Source organism: Bradyrhizobium sp. LMG 9283, assembly GCF_045571415.1.
Taxonomy (GTDB): Bacteria; Pseudomonadota; Alphaproteobacteria; order Rhizobiales; family Xanthobacteraceae; genus Bradyrhizobium.
Genome location: NZ_CP120691.1, coordinates 5,447,137 through 5,463,951 on the forward strand (window position 1 = coordinate 5,447,137; position 16,815 = coordinate 5,463,951).

Genomic DNA, 16,815 nt, shown 5'->3' on the forward strand with positions numbered 1-16,815 from the left:
TGAGCTCGTGTGCGCGCTGGAACGCCGCTTCTGCCTCGCGCGAAGCAGATCCTTTTGTTGCAATCAGCGGGCCGCCAAGCCCAAGCTGCAGGGCATCTCGAAGCGCGAGCGTGATGCTCCAGCAGGAAGTGCTTGGGCGCACTCGAGCCCCGATCTCAGATGGGCAATTGCCTCCATATTCGCCGATCGGGCGGCTGCGAGGCGGCCGGCCCTCAGCCAGTATGGAATGGCCTTCTCGGCCAATCCCGCCTCGCCAAAGTGACGAGCGACCAGCTCCGGCTGTGCTTCGACAAGTTGCGGAAAGAGCGCTTCGATCGATGTGGCAATCCGCGCGTGCAGCTCCTGGCGGCGCCGCTTGAGCAGGCTTTCGTAGGCGGCATCGCGCACCAGGGCGTGCTTGAAGACATAGGTCGCGGCAGGCGCGAGGCCGCGCCGGAAAACGAGCTCTGCCGCTACCAGGCGGTCAAGCGCCGCGGCAAGCTCCCCACCTGGCATCGACACGATCGCAGCAAGCAATTCGTGATCGAACTCACGGCCGATACAGGCTCCGATCTGGGCGACCTCCTTGACCGGAGCAAGACGGTCAAGCCGCGCCATCAACGAATCGTGCAGCGTCGCCGGGATCGCCAAGGACGGGAATGCTCCAGCGAGCACGTAGCGAGCGCCGGTGTAGCGGAGGATCCCGGCTTCAAGAACGGCCTTCGTGAGCTCCTCGGTAAAGAGCGGCACACCCTCGGTCCGCGCCAGAATCTGGTCGAGGACCTCGGCGGGAAGCGCTTTGCCTTCGGTGATCCGGTCAACGAGTACAACCACCTGCGCCTGTGGCAGGCGGTTTAGCATGAGCAACGTGACGTGCGGAAACCCGATCCATGGTGGCGGGAGTTCCGGGCGGAACGTGGCCACGACCAGCACTTGCAGGTCCTGAAGACGATCCACGATCTGGTCGAACAGCTCGCGCGAAGTGGGATCGAGCCAGTGCGCATCTTCAAGCGCCATCAGCACCGGGCCGCGAGCGGCAAGTCGATCGAGTCGGGCCAGAAAGGTGCGGAACAGGAGCGCCTTCCTTTGCTGTGGCGACATCTCTGGCTGGGTACTCGGCCTCTCAGTTGGAATACCGAGCAGATCGGCAAGAAGCTGGATTGCATCGCTAGACAGCCCTTCACCATTTTCGCCAAGAAGTAATTCGAGCCGCTTGAGCCGTGTTTCCGCGGCGTCCTCAGGTGCGAACCGCGCCTCCCGCTCAAGCTGCGAGATGAAGGGAAAGAGCGGGCTGTTTAGGTGATGCGGCGAACAGGCGTAGCTAACGAGCGTGATTTGTTCGGCCTGTAGCCGTTCTCGCAGCGCGAGCACCAATCGTGATTTTCCGATTCCTGGCTCGCCAAAAATCAAGACGACCTGTCCAGCCCCTCCTTTGGCAAGCTGCCACCGTGACAGCGTCAAATCGAGCTCCTCGCTGCGCCCGACGAGTGGCGTGACGTGGGCTCCATGCAAAGCCTCGAACCTACTCTCTGCCCGGCCTTCGCCGATGACCCGCCAAGCTTGCACCGGATCGGGAAAGCCCTTGAGCCGAAGGGAACCGAGCTCAATAAGGTCGAAGAGATCGCCGACCAGGCGGCGCGTGCTGTCGGCGATAACGACCGTACCGGGCTCCGCAACCTGTTGCAGACGGGCCGCGAGATTAGGCGTTTCCCCAGTGATTGCTTCCTCCTTCGCAGCACCTTCCCCGAGCAGATCACCCACCACGACAAGCCCGGTGGCGATGCCGACGCGTGCTGCCAGCAGGCCTCCTGCGCCTGACGACATGCCGCTGACCGCTGTTGCGACCGCAAGTCCCGCCCGGACAGCTTGTTCTGCCGCATCTTCGCTTGCGCGCGGCCAGCCGAAATAGGCCTGCACGCCGTCTCCCAGAAACTTCGCGACGTGGCCCTCCAGTCGCGCAATCTCTCCCGCCACCGTGTTCGAGTAGGCCCGCATGACCTCGCGCAGCTCCTCGGGATCGAGACGGCGGCTGAGGTCGGTCGAGCCGACGAGGTCGACGAACATGAGCGTGAGCTGACGGCGCTCCACCGACGCGGAGGGCCGCGCCGCCGCCAGCTCCGCTGGTAACAGGCCGATTGCATCGAGAAGCTTCCGCCGGTGGCCGACAGCCTGGACTCCAATCTCCTTGAGATCTTCAACCGTCAGGTGGGGCAGGATCTCAAGGTCAACTCCGTTGTCGCGAAACGTCTGCTCATAGGATTGCAGGCCCAGCCTGCGCAGCCATTCTCCGATATCCAACTTCGTCTCCGTAGCCCCCTCGGTTACGGATCCCCTCCTCCTCTTATCAGGCGGCCGGTCGCTGTGCAGCGGCCGGCCTGACGTTCTGGTTGAGCCGGAACAGGTTGCCGGGATCGTACTTGGCCTTCAGCGAGGCAAGACGATCGTAGTTCGGGCCGTAGGCGCCGGCTACGCGATCGATCTCGTCCCCCGGCATGAAGTTGACGTAGACGCCGCCGGTTGCGTGAGGCGCGGTCTCAGTGAAGAGCCTGCGCGCCCAGGCGATCGAACGTTGCTCATCCGCCGGATCGCGCCATCGTGTGTGAACGTTCATGACATACTTCGCATCGCGGTGGGGGAACGCCGTGGCGTCGACGGCCATGCGACTGGTGGCGCCACCAAGCTGACCAATGAAAATCTCGCATTCCGCGGTCGGCAGGTTTGTCGTATGGCTTGCCAGCGTGTCGAGGAGGCCATCGTTCAGCTCAACAAAATTGTGCGACTTCCAGTAATTATGGGCGCCGGGCGTGAGCAGTGGGTCAAATGCGGTCTGCCAAGCCGCGAACGGCTGCATGCCGATCACGTCGGCGATCGGCTCTCCGAGCGCGCGCAACGGCTCCAGTGCACGCTTGCCCTCGTTCTCATCTCCCGTGTAGCAGACGGCGAACGCGACAATCTCCTTGCCGTGAACCTCAGCTGGCAAGAACGGCAGCGGCGGTGCCTGCCTGAGCACCACCCACACCGTCAGTTCGTCGGGCGCCTTGGCGGCGACGTCGCGATAGCCCGTCAGCAGCTCCTTCGCCCGCGAAAAGGGATGGACGATGAGTCCGGCCAGAACCATCGGACCAACAGGATGCAGGCGGAACTCGAACGAACTCACCACCCCGAAATTGGCTCCGCCTCCGCGCAGCGCCCAGAACAGGTCGGTCTTCTCGGCGATGTTTGCCCGGACGAGCTCGCCTTCGGCCGTCACCACGTCGGCCGAGATCAGGTTGTCGGCGGCAAGCCCGTACTTGCGGCTAAGCCATCCGAAGCCGCCGCCCAGCGTCAATCCCGCAACGCCAGTCGTCGAGTTGATCCCGAGCGGGGTCGCAAGGCCAAAAGCTTGCGCCTCCTTGTCGAAGTCGCCAAGCGTTGCCCCCGGGTCCACGCGCGCGGTGCGGTGAAATGGATCAACCCGGACGGAGCGCATCAGCGAAAGATCGATCAGGAGCCCCCCGTCACAAACAGCATTGCCCGCGATGTTATGGCCGCCGCCGCGCACGGCGACCAAGAGGCCGTGCTCACGCGCAAGCCGCACGGCACGAATGATGTCTGCGGCCCCTCTGCAGCGCACGACCGCGCTTGGGCGGCGATCGATCATCGCATTCCAGATCGTGCGTGCTTCATCGTAGCCCGGCTCTTCGGCCAGACAGACGTTGCCTCGCAAGGTTTGGCGAAAGGCAGCAATTGCATCGCTTTCAAGCGTAATCGCCCCGCCCTGCAGCGAGGCCAGCCGGATCTCTGCCATGGCATCTCCTCCGTGACTAGCGGTCAGAATTTCGGCAGTCAGCTCTTATGCTCTTGGACGGATCAGCAGAAGGGGCGGCCACGCCCACGGCTCTTGCAACCGACGCGGCGCAGAATCACCCTGCTGCACGCCGTTCGACATTGCGAACGGTAGATTTCCGCCTAGAGGTTAGTCCTCCGGCAAAACAAATGGTTCTGCGACAGAGTGTCTCGCGGACGAGGAGCGCTGACAAGCCCGCGCGGGCCGCGCTTTCCGTCACCTGCAAACCAAACCAAGAAAATCCGGTCCGCACGGGGAGCTCGGAGGTCCGCTCGCCGAAGGTATCGCCGCCCATGGCTGGTCGGTTGCCATTCCCGGCTATTCGCTGGCGCCGGAGGTGTCCCTCACCGACATCGTCGCCGAGGTCCCGCGCGCGCTCGACCGACTCGCCGCAAATGGCGCGTCCTATGGCGTTGCCGGGCCGGTCGTCTTGTCGGGCTGGTCCGCCGGCGCCCATCTCGTCGCGATGGCGCTGGACCATCCGAGTGTCCATGCGGGACTGGCGATCTCAGGCGTCTACGATCTGGCGCCGATCCGCGATACCGGCCTCAACAATGCGCTGAAGCTGACGGACGAGGAGATCGCCGCGCTTTCGCCGCTGCGCCTGCCCGTCACACCGAAGCGTCTCGACATCGCCTATGGCAGCGGCGAGCTGCCGGCGCTCGTGTGCGATTCAATCGACTTCCACGAGAAGCGCGCGGCGGCGAAGGCGCCGGGCAAGCTCATTGCGGTCGACGGCGCCGACCATTTCACCATCCTCGAGGCGCTGCGGCGGCCGGACGGCGTTGTGGTGGACGCCGCCCGGCGACTGCTGGATTAAAAAACTGCGAAAACAACCCCATGCACAGTAGAACGCCGTTGTTTTCAAAGACGAATCTTGACGGCTAATCGACGTCGTCGACGGCTTTGACTCGTCGGGCAAAACAGGGGCATGATGCCATCATCGCCCCGGCTGCCGCTCCTGCACCCCGATCCAGATTTGCCCGCCCGTGATCCGCACGCCGCGGTCGGCATCGGCGCGCACCCGGCCCCAAGCGCTCTGCAACCAATGGCACGATTTATGCTGCGACGATGCGAAGCGTGCTTCGTATTGGGGGATGTCATGACGGATTCCGAACTTCGCGCTGATATTCACAGCATCGAGCCAATTCCCGATGCGGACCGGGACTCGACCGGGCCGCAGCAGATGTGGATCTGGGCCGGCGCCAATATCGCGCCGGTGAACTGGGCGCTCGGTGCGCTCGGCATCATCTTGAAACTCGGCCTGATGGAGACGATCTCGGTCATCGTGCTCGGCAACATCGTGGGATGCGCGATCTTCGCGACCTTCACGGTGATGGGACACAAGACCGGCGTCAACCAGATGGTGCTGAGCCGCTCCGCCTTCGGCGTCCGCGGCGCCTACCTGCCCAGCATTCTGATGTTCCTGATGACGCTGGGCTGGATCGGCGTGAACACCTACTTCCCGGTGAAGGTGTCGATGGGCATCCTCGGCCAGTTCGGCGTGCCCGATACCTGGTTCGTCGAGATCGTCGTCATCACGCTGGTGATGGCCGTGCAGGTGCTGATCGGCATCTACGGCTTCTACGCGATCCGCACCTTCGAGAAATACACGGTGCCGCCGACCATCGCCATCATGGTGCTGATGAGCGTGCTCGCGTGGACGCGACCCGGCGTCGTAAACTGGAGCCTGACGACCTCGCTGCCGCCGGGCGCGCATCTGGCGATGCTGACGTTGCTGATGACCGCGATCGGCGTCGGCTGGGGCATCTCCTGGGTGACCTGGGCCTCCGACTATTCGCGCTTCGTGCCGAAAAGCGTGCCGTCGAAATCAGTGTTCTGGTACAGCTATGTCGGCATGTTCGTGCCGACGGTCTGGCTCGGCATCTTAGGTGCGACCATCGCCTCGACGACGCTGGACACCGATCCTGCGAAAATGGTCAGCGCGGTGTTCGGCGGACCGGTCAGCATCCTCGTGCTCTTGATGGTGCTGCACGGTCCGATCGCGACCAACATCCTCAACGTCTACTCGGCGACGCTGGCCGCGCTGAGCGCGGGGCTGAAGTTCTCGCGCTTCTGGCTCACCGTCATCGTGGGCGTCGCGGGCTATCTGGTCACGCTGTATTTCATCTTCGCGCCGTCCTTTGCGAAAGCGTTCGACAACTGGATGATCAGTCTGCTGCTGTGGATGAGCCCATGGGCCGGCGTGGTGCTCTCCGACTTCTTCATCAAGCGAAAGGGCAAGATCGACATCGCCGAGCTCTATCGCTCGCCGGAGACCAGCGCCTATGGCGACATCAACTGGGCCGGCATGGTCGCGTTCTGCGCGGGCTTGGTCGCCGGATGGCTGGTGGAGGACGGCCTGGTCGGCGCGCTTCAGGGCCCGATTTCGATCAATCTGCTCGGCGGCGCCGATCTGAGTTGGCTGTTTGGCATCGGGGTTGCGGGCCTCGTCTATCTTGCGCTCGGCAAGTTTCGTGACGTCGCCCTCCTCGATCGTCGCGAGCAGCGCAGGCAGCTAGCGGCGAGCAAATCGATGGACCACGTTCTGCGATCTACGCCCGGCAACGTGCGGTGGGGACTGTGGGATGGACGACTGAAACCAGTGCTCCTGATCGCATCCGGAGACCGGGTGACCATCGAGACGCTCTCGGGCGAGCCCGACGATCTGCCCGATCCGTCGCTCGGCTACGACATCGTTCCCGGACATGCGGAGGTCAAGTGCCTTCCGCGGGCCGGGTCGCACCGCCGCCGTCATGGGCCGGCTGTCCTCGAAGGAGCCGCGAGCGTTCGGCGGCAACATGGACACGAGGAGCTCGGTACTGGCAGCACGCTCTATTTTCCCGTCGTCGTGCCGGGAGCGCTGTTCTCCGCCGGCGGCAGCGTGCCGGCATGGTTCTTCGTTGCCTAAAGCACGCCGGCGACGCGCAGTGCCTGCTCTAGCGCCTGCAACTCACCCCGTGTCGCCGCCGGTTGCGGCGGCCGCGCCGAGTCGCATGGCAGACGCCCGAGCAGCTTCAGGCAGGCCTTGAGCCGCACGGTCGCGCGTCCTCCCGGAGGGTCGCGGTAGATCGCGACCGCCAGTGGATACAGCTTCTCATGCGCGGCGCGTGAACGCTCCCAATCGCCGGCTTCGGCCGCAACCCAGAGGTCGACCACAAGCTCCGGTACCACACAGGCGAGGCTGACCTGGCTGCCGGCCGAGCCGATGAGATAGCTCGTCAGCAGATGTTCGTCGCCCGAGCCGAGCACGACGAAGTCCGGTCGCAGCTTCCCAATCAGCCGCAGATTCTGTTCGTAGGCCGCAACCTCCCAGCTGCCTTCCTTCACCGCAACGAAACGGGGATCGGCGACAAGCCGCGTAAGCAGCGGCGGCGCGTAGGCCATTGCGCCCGCGCCGACCGGCGCAGCGTAGAGCATCAGCGGCACTGTCGTCGCATCGCGGATGCGGCGGTGATGCTCGATCACGCAATCGTCGGCGTGGCCGAGCGCCCAGCTGTTGGGTGGTAACACCAGCAGCCCGTCGGCGCCGGCCTGTTCCAGCGCAGTCGCCTCGCGCACGGCCTCCAGGCTCGATTCATGATTGACCCCGGAGACGATCAGGCAGTCCTTCGGCGCGTGCCGGCGCGCCAGCTCCACCACGCGCCGCTTCTCGGCCAGCGACAGCACGAAGTTCTCACCGGCGTGGCCGTTGACCAGGAGCCCGTTGATGCCAGGCGTGGACGCAACCGATGCGAGATGGGCTGCGAGCTGCGCCTCGTCGACCTCGAAATCGGGAGTCATCGGCACGATGGTGGCGGCGTGAATGCCGCGCAGGCGATCGCTGAATCTCCGCATCCCGGCCGACATCGCCACCTAGTGAATGATCTGGTCGAGGAACGTCCGCGCCCGTTCGGACTTCGGATGCTTGAAGAATTCCTCGGGCGCGGCCTGCTCGACCACCTTGCCCTCGTTCATGAACACGATACGGTCGGCGACCTCGCGGGCAAAGCCCATTTCGTGGGTCACACACAGCATGGTCATGCCCTCTTCCGCCAGCTTCTTCATGGTCTCCAACACCTCCTTGACCATTTCCGGGTCGAGCGCGGAAGTCGGCTCGTCGAACAGCATGATCTTCGGCCGCATGCACAGCGCGCGTGCGATCGCGACGCGCTGCTGCTGGCCGCCGGAGAGCTGCCCGGGGAATTTTTCGGCCTGATCGGGAATCCGGACCTTGGTCAGGAAATGCATGGCGAGGTCCCTGGCCTCGGCCTCCGACATACCGTTCACGGTCATCGGCGCCAGGATGCAATTTTCCAGCACTGTGCGGAAACAGATTGAAGCTCTGGAACACCATGCCGGTGTCGCGCCTGACCGTGTCGATGTTCTTGCGCTGGCGATCGAGTTCGGTGCCATTGACGTAGATCAGCCCGTCGTCGTGCTTCTCGATGTGATTGATGCAGCGGATGAGCGTTGACTTGCCCGAGCCGGAGGGACCGCAGATCACGATCTTCTCGCCCTTGGCGACCTTGAGATCGATCTGGTCGAGCGCGGTGAAATCGCCATAGTGCTTGTAGACTGCCTCCATACGGACCGCGGGAACCTCACCGAGTTGCGTCTGCACTGTTGCACCTTCGGCCGAGGTCATCGATATCTCGCTCATGCGCGGGCCTCCACACTCGCCTGTGCGACCGGCGCGCTCGCTGCGACGCGCCTGGTTTTCGCCGCGCTCGAGCGACTGAAATGCTTCTCAAGCCGGCGTTGAACCGCGTCCCAGACCGATGTGAGGATCAGGTAATACGCCGTTGCCGCCGCATAGACTTCCAAGATCTGGAAATGCTCCTGCATCAGCATGTCGCTGCGGCGCATGAGCTCCTCGACCGAGATCACGGAGGCGAGCGAGGTCGCCTTCAGTAGCGAGTTGATGGAGTTGCCTAGCGGCGGGATCATCAACCGGAACGCCTGCGGCAAGGTCACGCGACGGAACGTGACCCAGGGCGACAGGCTGAGCGCCCAGGCGGCCTCGCGCTGTCCCGCCGACACCGCCATGAAGCCGCTGCGCACGATCTCGGCGAGATAGGCCGCCTCATTGAGGATCAGGCCGACGAGCGCGCAGGTGATCACGCTGAACTTGATGCCCAGCTGCGGCAAGCCGCTGTAGATCACCACCAGCTGGATCAGGAGCGGCGTCCCGCGGAAGAACCAGATGTAGAAGCGCGCTGCACCCGCGAGCACCGGATTGGACGACATGCGCAGCAACGCGATGCCCATGCCGAGGATCAATCCGCCGACGACCGCCGCCACCGTCAAGCCGATGGTGACGAGCACTCCTTTCATCAGGAAGTAATTGAAGAAATAGCTGACGGCGGCCGTCGGACTGAAATGGCTCATCGGCTCGTCTCCGTAAGAATCAGGCCGGACCGGGGCCGGCGATCGCAAGCGGCTGGTCGGCCGGCATGCTGGTCAGGCCGAACTTGTCGAACAGCGCCTGGTAGCTGCCGTCGGCGCGCATCGCGTTCAGCGCCTTGACGACGGCATCGACCACCGCCTTGTTGCGGAAGCCCAGCGTCGTGCGCGCGGTGCCGAGGCCGCTCAGCACTTCCTTGACGCGGCCGCGGCTGGTGAGGTCGCGCGCCACGCTATCGACGAGCAAGGCGTTGTCGACCTGTCCCGCCAGCAGCGCGCTGACGACGTTGGTGGCAGTGGGGAACGTCCGCATCTCGACGGCGGCTCCGCCTTTCGCGGCGCTGGCATCGCTGAGCTTCTTGAGCCAGTTCATCTGGTAACTGCTGACCTCAACGGCGGATGATTTTCCGATCAGATCGTTTTCGGTAGCAATTTTTGTGCCGCTGTCGGGAGCAACCACGACCGAAATGGCCTGAATCGCGTAAGGCACCATGTACATCAGCTTGGAACGTTCCTCGGTCCAGAACATGCCGGTGTCGATGCCGTCGATGCGGGCCGCGTTGAGCGCAGGGATCATCGCCGGAAAATCCATCCGGACGAGTTCGACCGGAAGACACAACCGCTTGCCGAGTTCGGCGGCGAGCTCGACGTTGAGGCCCTGCAGCTGGCCGTCCTTGTCGACGAATTGCTGCGGCGGATTGGTCGGGTTGATGGAGAGCTGCAATTTGCCGGGCGCAATCAGATTGTCGTCGGTGATTGCGGGCGTACAGGCGGCATGCACTGCCGTGGATGCGAGAACGAGCGCGGCGGCCGCACTCAAGCGAAGCAGTGTCGAGACCATGAATTCCTCCAGCAAGACGCCAATGACCGATGCAGTTCCTCGCCCGGGATTCCCCCTCGCCGTTTCTTGGATGCGGCCTGCCGGATCTCGCGACACGGCAGGCAGCATCATCTTCGATCTGCTCAGGCCGGTTCCGACATCGGCCTCAGCTGGATGCGCATGAAATTCTTCACCAGGGATTCGAACGGACCAAAACCCTTCACCTTAAGGAACTCCGGCGTCTCGAACGCCCATCGCCCCGCGACTTCGTACATGGCGGCGTATTTGGGACCGTCGCCGATCGAGACGAAGCGCTTAGCCGAGAGCCAGCCGGGACAGGCGAGCAGATCAGGAAAATGCCTCTGCTCGTACCAGGTGTGGAACGCATCCTCGTGCTCGGGATCGATGTCGACCCGCACGATGTGGATGAAGGCTTCGTCCGGCATCGGCGCGACCCTCATGCCAGGCGGATGTCGCCGGCCGCGCGCGCCGCGCCGACCGTCGTCGCAATGGCATCGTACAGCGCAGGCAGAACCGGCAGCAGCGGTGGCCGCGGCTCGGCGTTGCCGATCAGGCCGAGTGCCTTCAGCCCGACTTTCATGCGCGTGTGCATGTCCATGATCGGCGCAGGTCCGTAGATTGCGCGGACGATCGGATAGAGCCGCTCGTTGACGGCGCGCATGGCCTTGAGGTCGTCGGCGAGCGAGGCCTGCCACAGCGCGACGAGCAGATGCGGCGCGAGGCTGACGAGGCCGGAGAGAATGCCGTCGCCTCCGACGGCGAGCTGCGGCAGGAACCAGTTGAAGTTCGACGGCAGGATCGCGACGGAAGGATCGGCCTGCTTCACCGCCCGCCGGTTCTCGTCATAGGCGAAGATGGTGTCGCTGCCTTCCTTGATGGCGATAACGCTATCGATCGCCGCGATCTTCGCCAGCGTCTCCGGCGAGTAGCCAAAGCCAGATGCCAGCGGATACTGGAAGATCGATACCGGGATCTCGATCGCGGAGTTGACCGCCTGCACAAAAGCCACCGGCGCGCGCGAGGTCACCGAGGCTCCGCCGCCGAGCGGTGCGGGCGGGAACAACACGGCGCAATCGGCGCCGGCCGCTTCCGCGAGCTGGGCCTGATGGATCGCTTCCGCGGTGGAATGCGCGATGATGCCGGCCAGTAGCGGCTTGCCGCCGATCTGCCGGCGCGTCCGCTCGATCACCGCCTGGCGCTCGTCGTCCGAGAGCGATCCGCCCTCGCCGGCATGCCCGTTCACGAACACCGCCGCGATGCCGTCCGGGCAGGCGCAATAGTCCAGCACGCGGGCGTAGCCGTCCCAATCGATCGAGCTGTCATCCTTAAAGGGCAGCACGGTCGCGACCGTGACGCCGCGCAAGTCTGGTTTCTTCATCGCCTTGCTCATGACGGTTTGCGCCGTGGAAATTTCAGGCTCGCGCGTGCCTTCAGCACTTCGAGGCCGCCCTCGTTGCGCGCGCTCGCTTCCCAGATGATGGTGCGGGTCTCGTCGTGCTGCTCGGCGATCCAGACGTCGAAGGTGAGCGTGTCGCCGTAGAAGACGGGCCCGGTGAACCAGAAGCGATCCTCCACCGACACGCCGATGGTGCCGACCAGCTCGCTGGTGAGGATGCTGGTGCAGAGGCCAGCAACCATGATCCCCGGCGCCAGCCGGCGGCCGAATCGCGTCGCGCCGGCATAGACCTCGTCGACATGAACGGGGCCGAAATCGCCGGTCGCGGCGATATAGAGCGCGCCATCCGCCTCGGTGATGGTCTTGCTCAGGCTGACCCTGTCATTCACCTTGAGATCGTCGAAGGATTTCGGCTCGTACATGGTTCAGCCCTTCGCGAAGGGAACCAGCGTCGCGGTGCCGTCGACAACGGTCGTGCCGGATGGCGACAGGGTGCAAGTCACGCGGCAGGTTGCCTCGTCACCGGCGACCGAAACGATCTCGGCCCTCGCTTCGACGGACTCGCCGACGATCACGGGCGCAGCAAAGTTGAGCGCGATGCTGCCGATCCGCCGCGTCGGTCCACCGAGCTGGCTGAGGCAGGTGGTGGCAAGACCGCCGACGGCGAGCTCAAAGGCCACCATGTTGGAGGCGCCCGCCTTCTTGGCGCGGACGGCATCGACATAGAGGCCGCCGAGATTGCCGCTGATGCCGGTGAACATCGCCTGCTCGGCGACCGTCATGGTCTTGCGGAAGGCGAAGGCTGTGCCGGGCTTGAGAGGTGCGTGAGACATCGATCGCTTCCCTAGAGCTGCAGGCCGTTCTTGATGGTGCTGCGCGCAACCAGCATGCGGTGGATTTCGGAGGTGCCGTCATAGATGCGGGTGACGCGGGCGTCGCGATACATGCGCTCCAGCGGCAGGTCCTTGCTGAAACCCATGCCGCCGAACACCTGGATGGCGCGGTCGACCACGCGGCCCTGCATCTCGGAGGCCGCGACCTTGATCATCGAGACCTTGTCGCGCGCATCCTTGCCCTGATCGATGTCCCAGGCAGCGTTCATCACCATCATCTTCACGCCAAAAATCTCGGTGGCGGAATCGGCGATCAGCTTCTGCACCATCTGGAAGTCACCGATCAGCTGGCCGAACTGGCGCCGCTCGCCGGCATGTCTGCGCATCATCTCGAGCGCGCGCTGCGCCATGCCGACGGCGCGCGCGCCGATATGGGCGAGCCGGATCTGCAGCACGCTCTGCATGATCAGCTTGAAGCCGCCGCCAACCTCGCCGAGCACGGCCGCTTTCGGAATGCGGCAGTCCTCAAAGCTCAGCTCGGCATGGCCGTAGCCGCGATGGCCCATCATCGGCTGCGTGCGCGCGACCTTGAAGCCGGGCGTGCCGCGGTCGACCAGGAACAGGGTGATGCCCCCGCGGGCCCGCTTCTCCTTGTCGGTCAGCGCCATAAGGATCACGTAGTCGGCAATGTCGCCGTCGCTGATGAAATGCTTGGTGCCGTTGAGGACCCATTCGTCGCCGTCGAGATGCGCCGTGGTGCTGATCGACGCCGCATCGGACCCGGCGCCCGGCTCAGTGATCGCCATGGCGCAGATCTTGTCGCCCTTGACCGTGGGCAGCAGATAGCGCTCGACCTGATCGCCCTTGCAGGCCATCAGCATCGGATAGACCTGGCCGAACACGCGGCGGATCAGCGCGTCGGAAGTCTTGCCGAACTCTTCCTCGACCAGACAATGCTCGACGCAAGACAACCCGCCGCCGCCGACATCCGCCGGCATGTTCATGGCGTAAAGGCCGAGCTTCTGTGCCTTGGCCTTGGTGACCGCAAGCACGTCGGCCGGCACCTTTGCCGTCTGCTCGACGACGTTTTCGAGCGGCTGCACCTCCGTCTCGACGAAGCGGCGGATGGTATCAACGAGCAGGCGCGTTTCCTCGGGGATTGAAAAATCGATCATCGCGCCACCCCGACGGCCTTGTCGGCGACCATCGCGTCAATCTCCGCGGCGCCGTAGCCGATCTCGCCGAGCACCTCCCGCGTCTGTGCACCCAGCCGCTGCGGCACCAGCCGCACCTCCGGCGTCCGGCCATCATAGCGCGCGGGATGCGCGACCATCCGGATCGGCGCACCGCCTGCGCTCTCGGCGCTCTTGAACACGCCGAGGTGTTCGAGCTGGGGATCGGTCTCGAGGTCGCGATAATCCTGCACCGGCGCGTGCCAGACCCGCGCGGCTTCCAGCGCGGGCAGCCAATCGGTCGTCGACTTCTGTTTCAGCCTGGCTGCAACGATACGCGTGATCTCCTCGCGCTTCGAAAAACTGTCGGTGTCACCGAACTGCTTCAGCTTCTCGTTATCGAGCGCGACCGCGAGCGCCTTGGGCGACGCCATGGAAATCGCGAGATGGCCGTCCGCCGTGGCGTGAATGCCGTAGGGACCGGGGCTGAACCACGCCGCGATGCCCGCCGGACCGCGCGACGTCGGCGACGGCGCACCGTTGAGCCAGGCGGTCAGCGGCTCGACCTGGAGATCGAGCGCGGCCTGATAAAGGTTGACCTCGACGAGCTGCCCCTTGCCGGTTTTCGTTCGGGCAAACAGCGCCGCGAGGATGCTCATGGCATAGAGCGAGGCGGCATGCTGATCGACGATGACAGCGCCGATCGCCGTCGGTTCGCCGTCCGCCCGCCCGGTCCGCATCGCGAGGCCCGACATCGCCTGGAGCAGAAGGTCCTGGCCGGGGCGATCCTTGTAGGGCCCTTCCGACCCGAATCCGCTCGCTACCGCATAGATCAGGCCGGGATTGATTGCCTTGAGCGTGTCGTAACCAAGACCGAGCTTGGCCATGGTGCCGGGGCGGAAATTCTCCATCACGACGTCGGCGGCCGCGACCAGCTTCTTCACCGCGGCGATGCCGTCGGGATGCTTGAGATCGACGGCGAGACTGCGCTTGTTACGTCCGGTGGCCAGATGATTGACGCTGTCGCCTGCGACGAAATGATTGGCGACCGCCCAGTTGCGCTGAAACGCTCCCTCAATCGGCTCGACCGCGATGACGTCCGCGCCGAGATCGGCGAGCGTCTGCGCGGCCAGGGGACCAGCGAGATAGTGATTGAAGCTGAGGATCTTGACGCCGTCGAGCAGGTTCATCCGTTCACACCTCAATTCAAGCAACTGCAATTGGCGCGCTGCGCCACACGAGATCGAACGTCTTGACCAGGGCACGTGCGGCCGCATCCTGTGCAGCCGGCAGCGGTAGGCGCGGCGGGCGCGGATGGCCGGCTGCAAAGCCCATATGACCGAGCAGCGCCTTGCTGCCGGCGACATAGGCCTGGCCGCCGACGAATTCGATCACCGGCAGGTATTTGAGATAGAGCTCGCGCGCTTCCTTGATCGCGCCGTGGTCGGCGACGAGGCTGAAGATGCGGGCCATTTCCGCCGGGACCACGTTGGAGGCCACGGCCACCCAGCCCTGCGCTCCTTCGACGAAGGATTCGAAGCCGAGGATGCCGCCGAACACCGTCATCCTGTCGCCGCAGAGGCGGATGATATCGCGCACCCGCGTCACCTCCAACGTCGACTCCTTGATATAGAGACAGTTGTCGATCTCGGCGATGCGCTCCACGAGCTGCGGCTTGAGGTCGACGTTGGCGGTTGCCGGATTGTTGTAGACCATGATCGGCAGCGCGATCGCGTCGGCAACCGTCTTGTAATGATGGACGAGTTCGTCCTCGGTCGGCGTCGAATAGAACGGCGGGATGATCATCACGCCGTCGGCGCCCAGTTTTTCGGCACGGCGGCTGAGGCGCACCACCTCACGCGTATCCTCTGCGCCGGTGCCGATCAGCACCGGCACGCGGCCCGCGGCCTGGCGAATGACGACCTCCGCAACCAGCGCCTTCTCGTCATCGTCCATGGACAGGAACTCACCGGTCGAGCCAAGCGGGATCAATCCATGAATACCCTGCGCGATCTGCCAGTCGACGAAGGCGCGCAAGGCCGCGACATCGACCGCCCCCGCTGCCGTGAACGGGGTGATCATGACGGTGTAGGTGCCGCGGAACGTCTTCATCGGGAAACTGCCGGGTGCTCGGGTGGATTCAAGCGATAAGTGCTGCCTGCGGAATATCCGCACGCTTTATGCAATCGTTTGCATAAATGGCTCTGCATTGGGCAACACCATCCATTTTTTGAGCTTGATCTGCGTAGAGTAAGCTCATAGCGTTTCTGCAATCGTTTGCAGTCTATCGGCAGGTTGGATGAGCGTCACGCTCAAAGATGTGGCACAGGCGGCCCGGGTTTCAGTCAGCACTGCTTCCCGAGCGCTGACGGGAACCGGCCTGACCAGCGAGCGCACGCAGCAGCGCCTGGTGCGCATCGCGCGCGAGCTCGGCTATCGGCCGAACCCGATCGCGCGCGGCCTCAAGACCGGGCAGTCGCGGCTCGTGGCACTCCTCGTCCACAATCTCACCAACGCCTCGTTCCAGGTGATGGCCGAAGTGGTGCAGGCGCGCCTGAAGGCGCTGGGTTATCAGATGCTTCTGTGCATCGGGGGCGATGATCCGCAGCAGGAGAGCGACACCCTCACCACGCTGGTCGACCACCGCATCGACGGACTGATCGTGGTGCCGACAGGCAAGAACGGCGCGCAGCTCAAGGCACTCTCCAAGGACGTCCCCATCGTCTGCCTGGTGCGGCGCGATGACGCGACCGATCTCGAGACCGTGCTCGCCGACGATCCGCAAGGCGCTTATCTGGGCACACGCCATCTGATCGAGCTCGGGCACAAACGCATCGGGCTGATCGTCGGCCGCCAGGACACGACGTCGGGCCGCGAACGGTTGTCCGGCTATGTCCGCGCCCTGCGCGAGGCCGGAATCGCCAGGGACGACACATTGATTCATGCCGGCCATTTCGTGCCCGAGACCGGCGCGACCTGCGCCCGCAAGCTGCTCGACCTCCCCCGGCCGCCCAGCGCGATCTTCGTCGCCAACCATGAGGCCACGCTCGGCGTGCTTCGCGTGACGGCGGAGCGGAACATCGCGATCCCCGACGACCTCTCGCTGCTCTGCTACGAGGACATGCCCTGGTTCGAATGGCATCGCCCGGCCATCAGCATCGTCGACAACGGCGCGCGCGATCTTGCCAATCTCGCTGTTGACCGGCTGCTGCAGCGCATGGATGCCAAAGGCAACGGCAATGACGGCGTGCGCGAATATCGCGTCGGCGCGCGACTGGTGCAGCGCGACTCCTGCCGCCGGATCGAATCCACGGGCACCGGCAAGTCCAGGCCGTCGGCTTCCAAATCCAAATCGTCTGCGACCAAGCCCGCGAAGGTCTGAT

The 16,815-nt window shown here is 64.4% G+C and carries 14 protein-coding genes and 2 pseudogenes; 3 read left to right on the forward strand and 13 right to left on the reverse strand.

The genetic code is table 11. The features are described from left to right. Window positions 1–63: 63 nt before the first annotated feature. Together P6U29_RS25855 and P6U29_RS25860 are read right to left on the reverse strand one after the other, a co-directional pair. Entirely contained in the window at window positions 64–2,277 is a 2,214-nt protein-coding gene (locus tag P6U29_RS25855) for an AAA family ATPase (RefSeq protein WP_407112911.1), read from the reverse strand. A gap of 46 nt (window positions 2,278–2,323) precedes the next feature. Then, window positions 2,324–3,766: an FAD-binding oxidoreductase gene (locus tag P6U29_RS25860; protein WP_407112912.1), complete on the reverse strand. Its 1,443-nt coding sequence runs from the start codon at window positions 3,764–3,766 to the stop codon at window positions 2,324–2,326. Between the two features lie 295 nt (window positions 3,767–4,061). Here P6U29_RS25860 and P6U29_RS25865 point away from each other — a divergent pair. Both P6U29_RS25865 and P6U29_RS25870 read left to right on the forward strand, forming a co-directional pair. Further along, window positions 4,062–4,625 (forward strand): annotated as a pseudogene (locus tag P6U29_RS25865) (alpha/beta hydrolase); the annotation flags it as partial. Between the two features lie 282 nt (window positions 4,626–4,907). Then, window positions 4,908–6,716 carry a cytosine permease gene (locus tag P6U29_RS25870; protein WP_407112913.1) on the forward strand — a complete coding sequence of 603 codons (1,809 nt, stop codon included), beginning with the start codon at window positions 4,908–4,910 and terminating at the stop codon, window positions 6,714–6,716. On the opposite strand, the gene P6U29_RS25875 is transcribed toward P6U29_RS25870, so the two are convergent. From P6U29_RS25875 to dapA, 11 genes and pseudogenes are all read right to left on the reverse strand, one after another. After that, window positions 6,713–7,642, reverse strand: coding sequence for a dihydrodipicolinate synthase family protein (locus tag P6U29_RS25875; protein ID WP_407112914.1), 930 nt, complete (start codon window positions 7,640–7,642; stop codon window positions 6,713–6,715). The genes P6U29_RS25870 and P6U29_RS25875 overlap by 4 nt on opposite strands. Window positions 7,643–7,660: 18 nt before the next feature. Further along, window positions 7,661–8,447: pseudogene (locus P6U29_RS25880) on the reverse strand (amino acid ABC transporter ATP-binding protein). Continuing rightward, complete coding sequence (locus tag P6U29_RS25885; RefSeq protein ID WP_407112915.1) at window positions 8,444–9,175, reverse strand: amino acid ABC transporter permease; 732 nt, start codon at window positions 9,173–9,175, stop codon at window positions 8,444–8,446. Before P6U29_RS25885 ends, P6U29_RS25880 begins: the two are co-directional and overlap by 4 nt. A gap of 19 nt (window positions 9,176–9,194) precedes the next feature. Then, complete coding sequence (locus P6U29_RS25890; protein WP_407112916.1) at window positions 9,195–10,031, reverse strand: ABC transporter substrate-binding protein; 837 nt, start codon at window positions 10,029–10,031, stop codon at window positions 9,195–9,197. 122 nt (window positions 10,032–10,153) lie between these two features. Then, window positions 10,154–10,456, reverse strand: coding sequence for a hypothetical protein (locus P6U29_RS25895; protein WP_407112917.1), 303 nt, complete (start codon window positions 10,454–10,456; stop codon window positions 10,154–10,156). A gap of 11 nt (window positions 10,457–10,467) precedes the next feature. Continuing rightward, on the reverse strand, window positions 10,468–11,409 hold the full coding sequence (locus P6U29_RS25900) for a dihydrodipicolinate synthase family protein (RefSeq protein ID WP_407112918.1): 942 nt from the start codon (window positions 11,407–11,409) through the stop codon (window positions 10,468–10,470). An 8-nt stretch (window positions 11,410–11,417) separates the two neighbouring features. Beyond that, window positions 11,418–11,849, reverse strand: a complete 432-nt coding sequence (locus P6U29_RS25905) for a MaoC/PaaZ C-terminal domain-containing protein (protein ID WP_011086090.1) — start codon at window positions 11,847–11,849, stop codon at window positions 11,418–11,420. A gap of 3 nt (window positions 11,850–11,852) precedes the next feature. Beyond that, window positions 11,853–12,260 carry a MaoC/PaaZ C-terminal domain-containing protein gene (locus tag P6U29_RS25910; RefSeq protein ID WP_407112919.1) on the reverse strand — a complete coding sequence of 136 codons (408 nt, stop codon included), beginning with the start codon at window positions 12,258–12,260 and terminating at the stop codon, window positions 11,853–11,855. Window positions 12,261–12,271: 11 nt separating this feature from the next. Beyond that, window positions 12,272–13,435, reverse strand: coding sequence for an acyl-CoA dehydrogenase family protein (locus tag P6U29_RS25915; RefSeq protein ID WP_407112920.1), 1,164 nt, complete (start codon window positions 13,433–13,435; stop codon window positions 12,272–12,274). Continuing rightward, on the reverse strand, window positions 13,432–14,622 hold the full coding sequence (locus P6U29_RS25920) for a CaiB/BaiF CoA transferase family protein (RefSeq protein ID WP_407112921.1): 1,191 nt from the start codon (window positions 14,620–14,622) through the stop codon (window positions 13,432–13,434). Before P6U29_RS25920 ends, P6U29_RS25915 begins: the two co-directional genes overlap by 4 nt. Before the next feature lie 16 nt (window positions 14,623–14,638). Further along, window positions 14,639–15,544, reverse strand: coding sequence for a 4-hydroxy-tetrahydrodipicolinate synthase (dapA, locus tag P6U29_RS25925; protein WP_407112922.1), 906 nt, complete (start codon window positions 15,542–15,544; stop codon window positions 14,639–14,641). A 187-nt stretch (window positions 15,545–15,731) separates the two neighbouring features. On the opposite strand from dapA, the gene P6U29_RS25930 reads away from it, so the two are divergent. Next, window positions 15,732–16,814, forward strand: a complete 1,083-nt coding sequence (locus tag P6U29_RS25930) for a LacI family DNA-binding transcriptional regulator (RefSeq protein WP_407112923.1) — start codon at window positions 15,732–15,734, stop codon at window positions 16,812–16,814. Window position 16,815: the final 1 nt, after the last annotated feature.

What these genes read in the sequence shown, in the direction of transcription:
- P6U29_RS25860 (WP_407112912.1), bottom strand. Translation starts at nt 3,766, where the DNA reads ATGGCAGAGATCCGGCTGGCCTCGCTGCAGGGCGGGGCGATTACGCTT.
- P6U29_RS25870 (WP_407112913.1), top strand. Translation starts at nt 4,908, where the DNA reads ATGACGGATTCCGAACTTCGCGCTGATATTCACAGCATCGAGCCAATT.
- P6U29_RS25875 (WP_407112914.1), bottom strand. Translation starts at nt 7,642, where the DNA reads ATGCGGAGATTCAGCGATCGCCTGCGCGGCATTCACGCCGCCACCATC.
- P6U29_RS25885 (WP_407112915.1), bottom strand. Translation starts at nt 9,175, where the DNA reads ATGAGCCATTTCAGTCCGACGGCCGCCGTCAGCTATTTCTTCAATTAC.
- P6U29_RS25890 (WP_407112916.1), bottom strand. Translation starts at nt 10,031, where the DNA reads ATGGTCTCGACACTGCTTCGCTTGAGTGCGGCCGCCGCGCTCGTTCTC.
- P6U29_RS25895 (WP_407112917.1), bottom strand. Translation starts at nt 10,456, where the DNA reads ATGCCGGACGAAGCCTTCATCCACATCGTGCGGGTCGACATCGATCCC.
- P6U29_RS25900 (WP_407112918.1), bottom strand. Translation starts at nt 11,409, where the DNA reads ATGAAGAAACCAGACTTGCGCGGCGTCACGGTCGCGACCGTGCTGCCC.
- P6U29_RS25905 (WP_011086090.1), bottom strand. Translation starts at nt 11,849, where the DNA reads ATGTACGAGCCGAAATCCTTCGACGATCTCAAGGTGAATGACAGGGTC.
- P6U29_RS25910 (WP_407112919.1), bottom strand. Translation starts at nt 12,260, where the DNA reads ATGTCTCACGCACCTCTCAAGCCCGGCACAGCCTTCGCCTTCCGCAAG.
- P6U29_RS25915 (WP_407112920.1), bottom strand. Translation starts at nt 13,435, where the DNA reads ATGATCGATTTTTCAATCCCCGAGGAAACGCGCCTGCTCGTTGATACC.
- P6U29_RS25920 (WP_407112921.1), bottom strand. Translation starts at nt 14,622, where the DNA reads ATGAACCTGCTCGACGGCGTCAAGATCCTCAGCTTCAATCACTATCTC.
- dapA (WP_407112922.1), bottom strand. Translation starts at nt 15,544, where the DNA reads ATGAAGACGTTCCGCGGCACCTACACCGTCATGATCACCCCGTTCACG.
- P6U29_RS25930 (WP_407112923.1), top strand. Translation starts at nt 15,732, where the DNA reads ATGAGCGTCACGCTCAAAGATGTGGCACAGGCGGCCCGGGTTTCAGTC.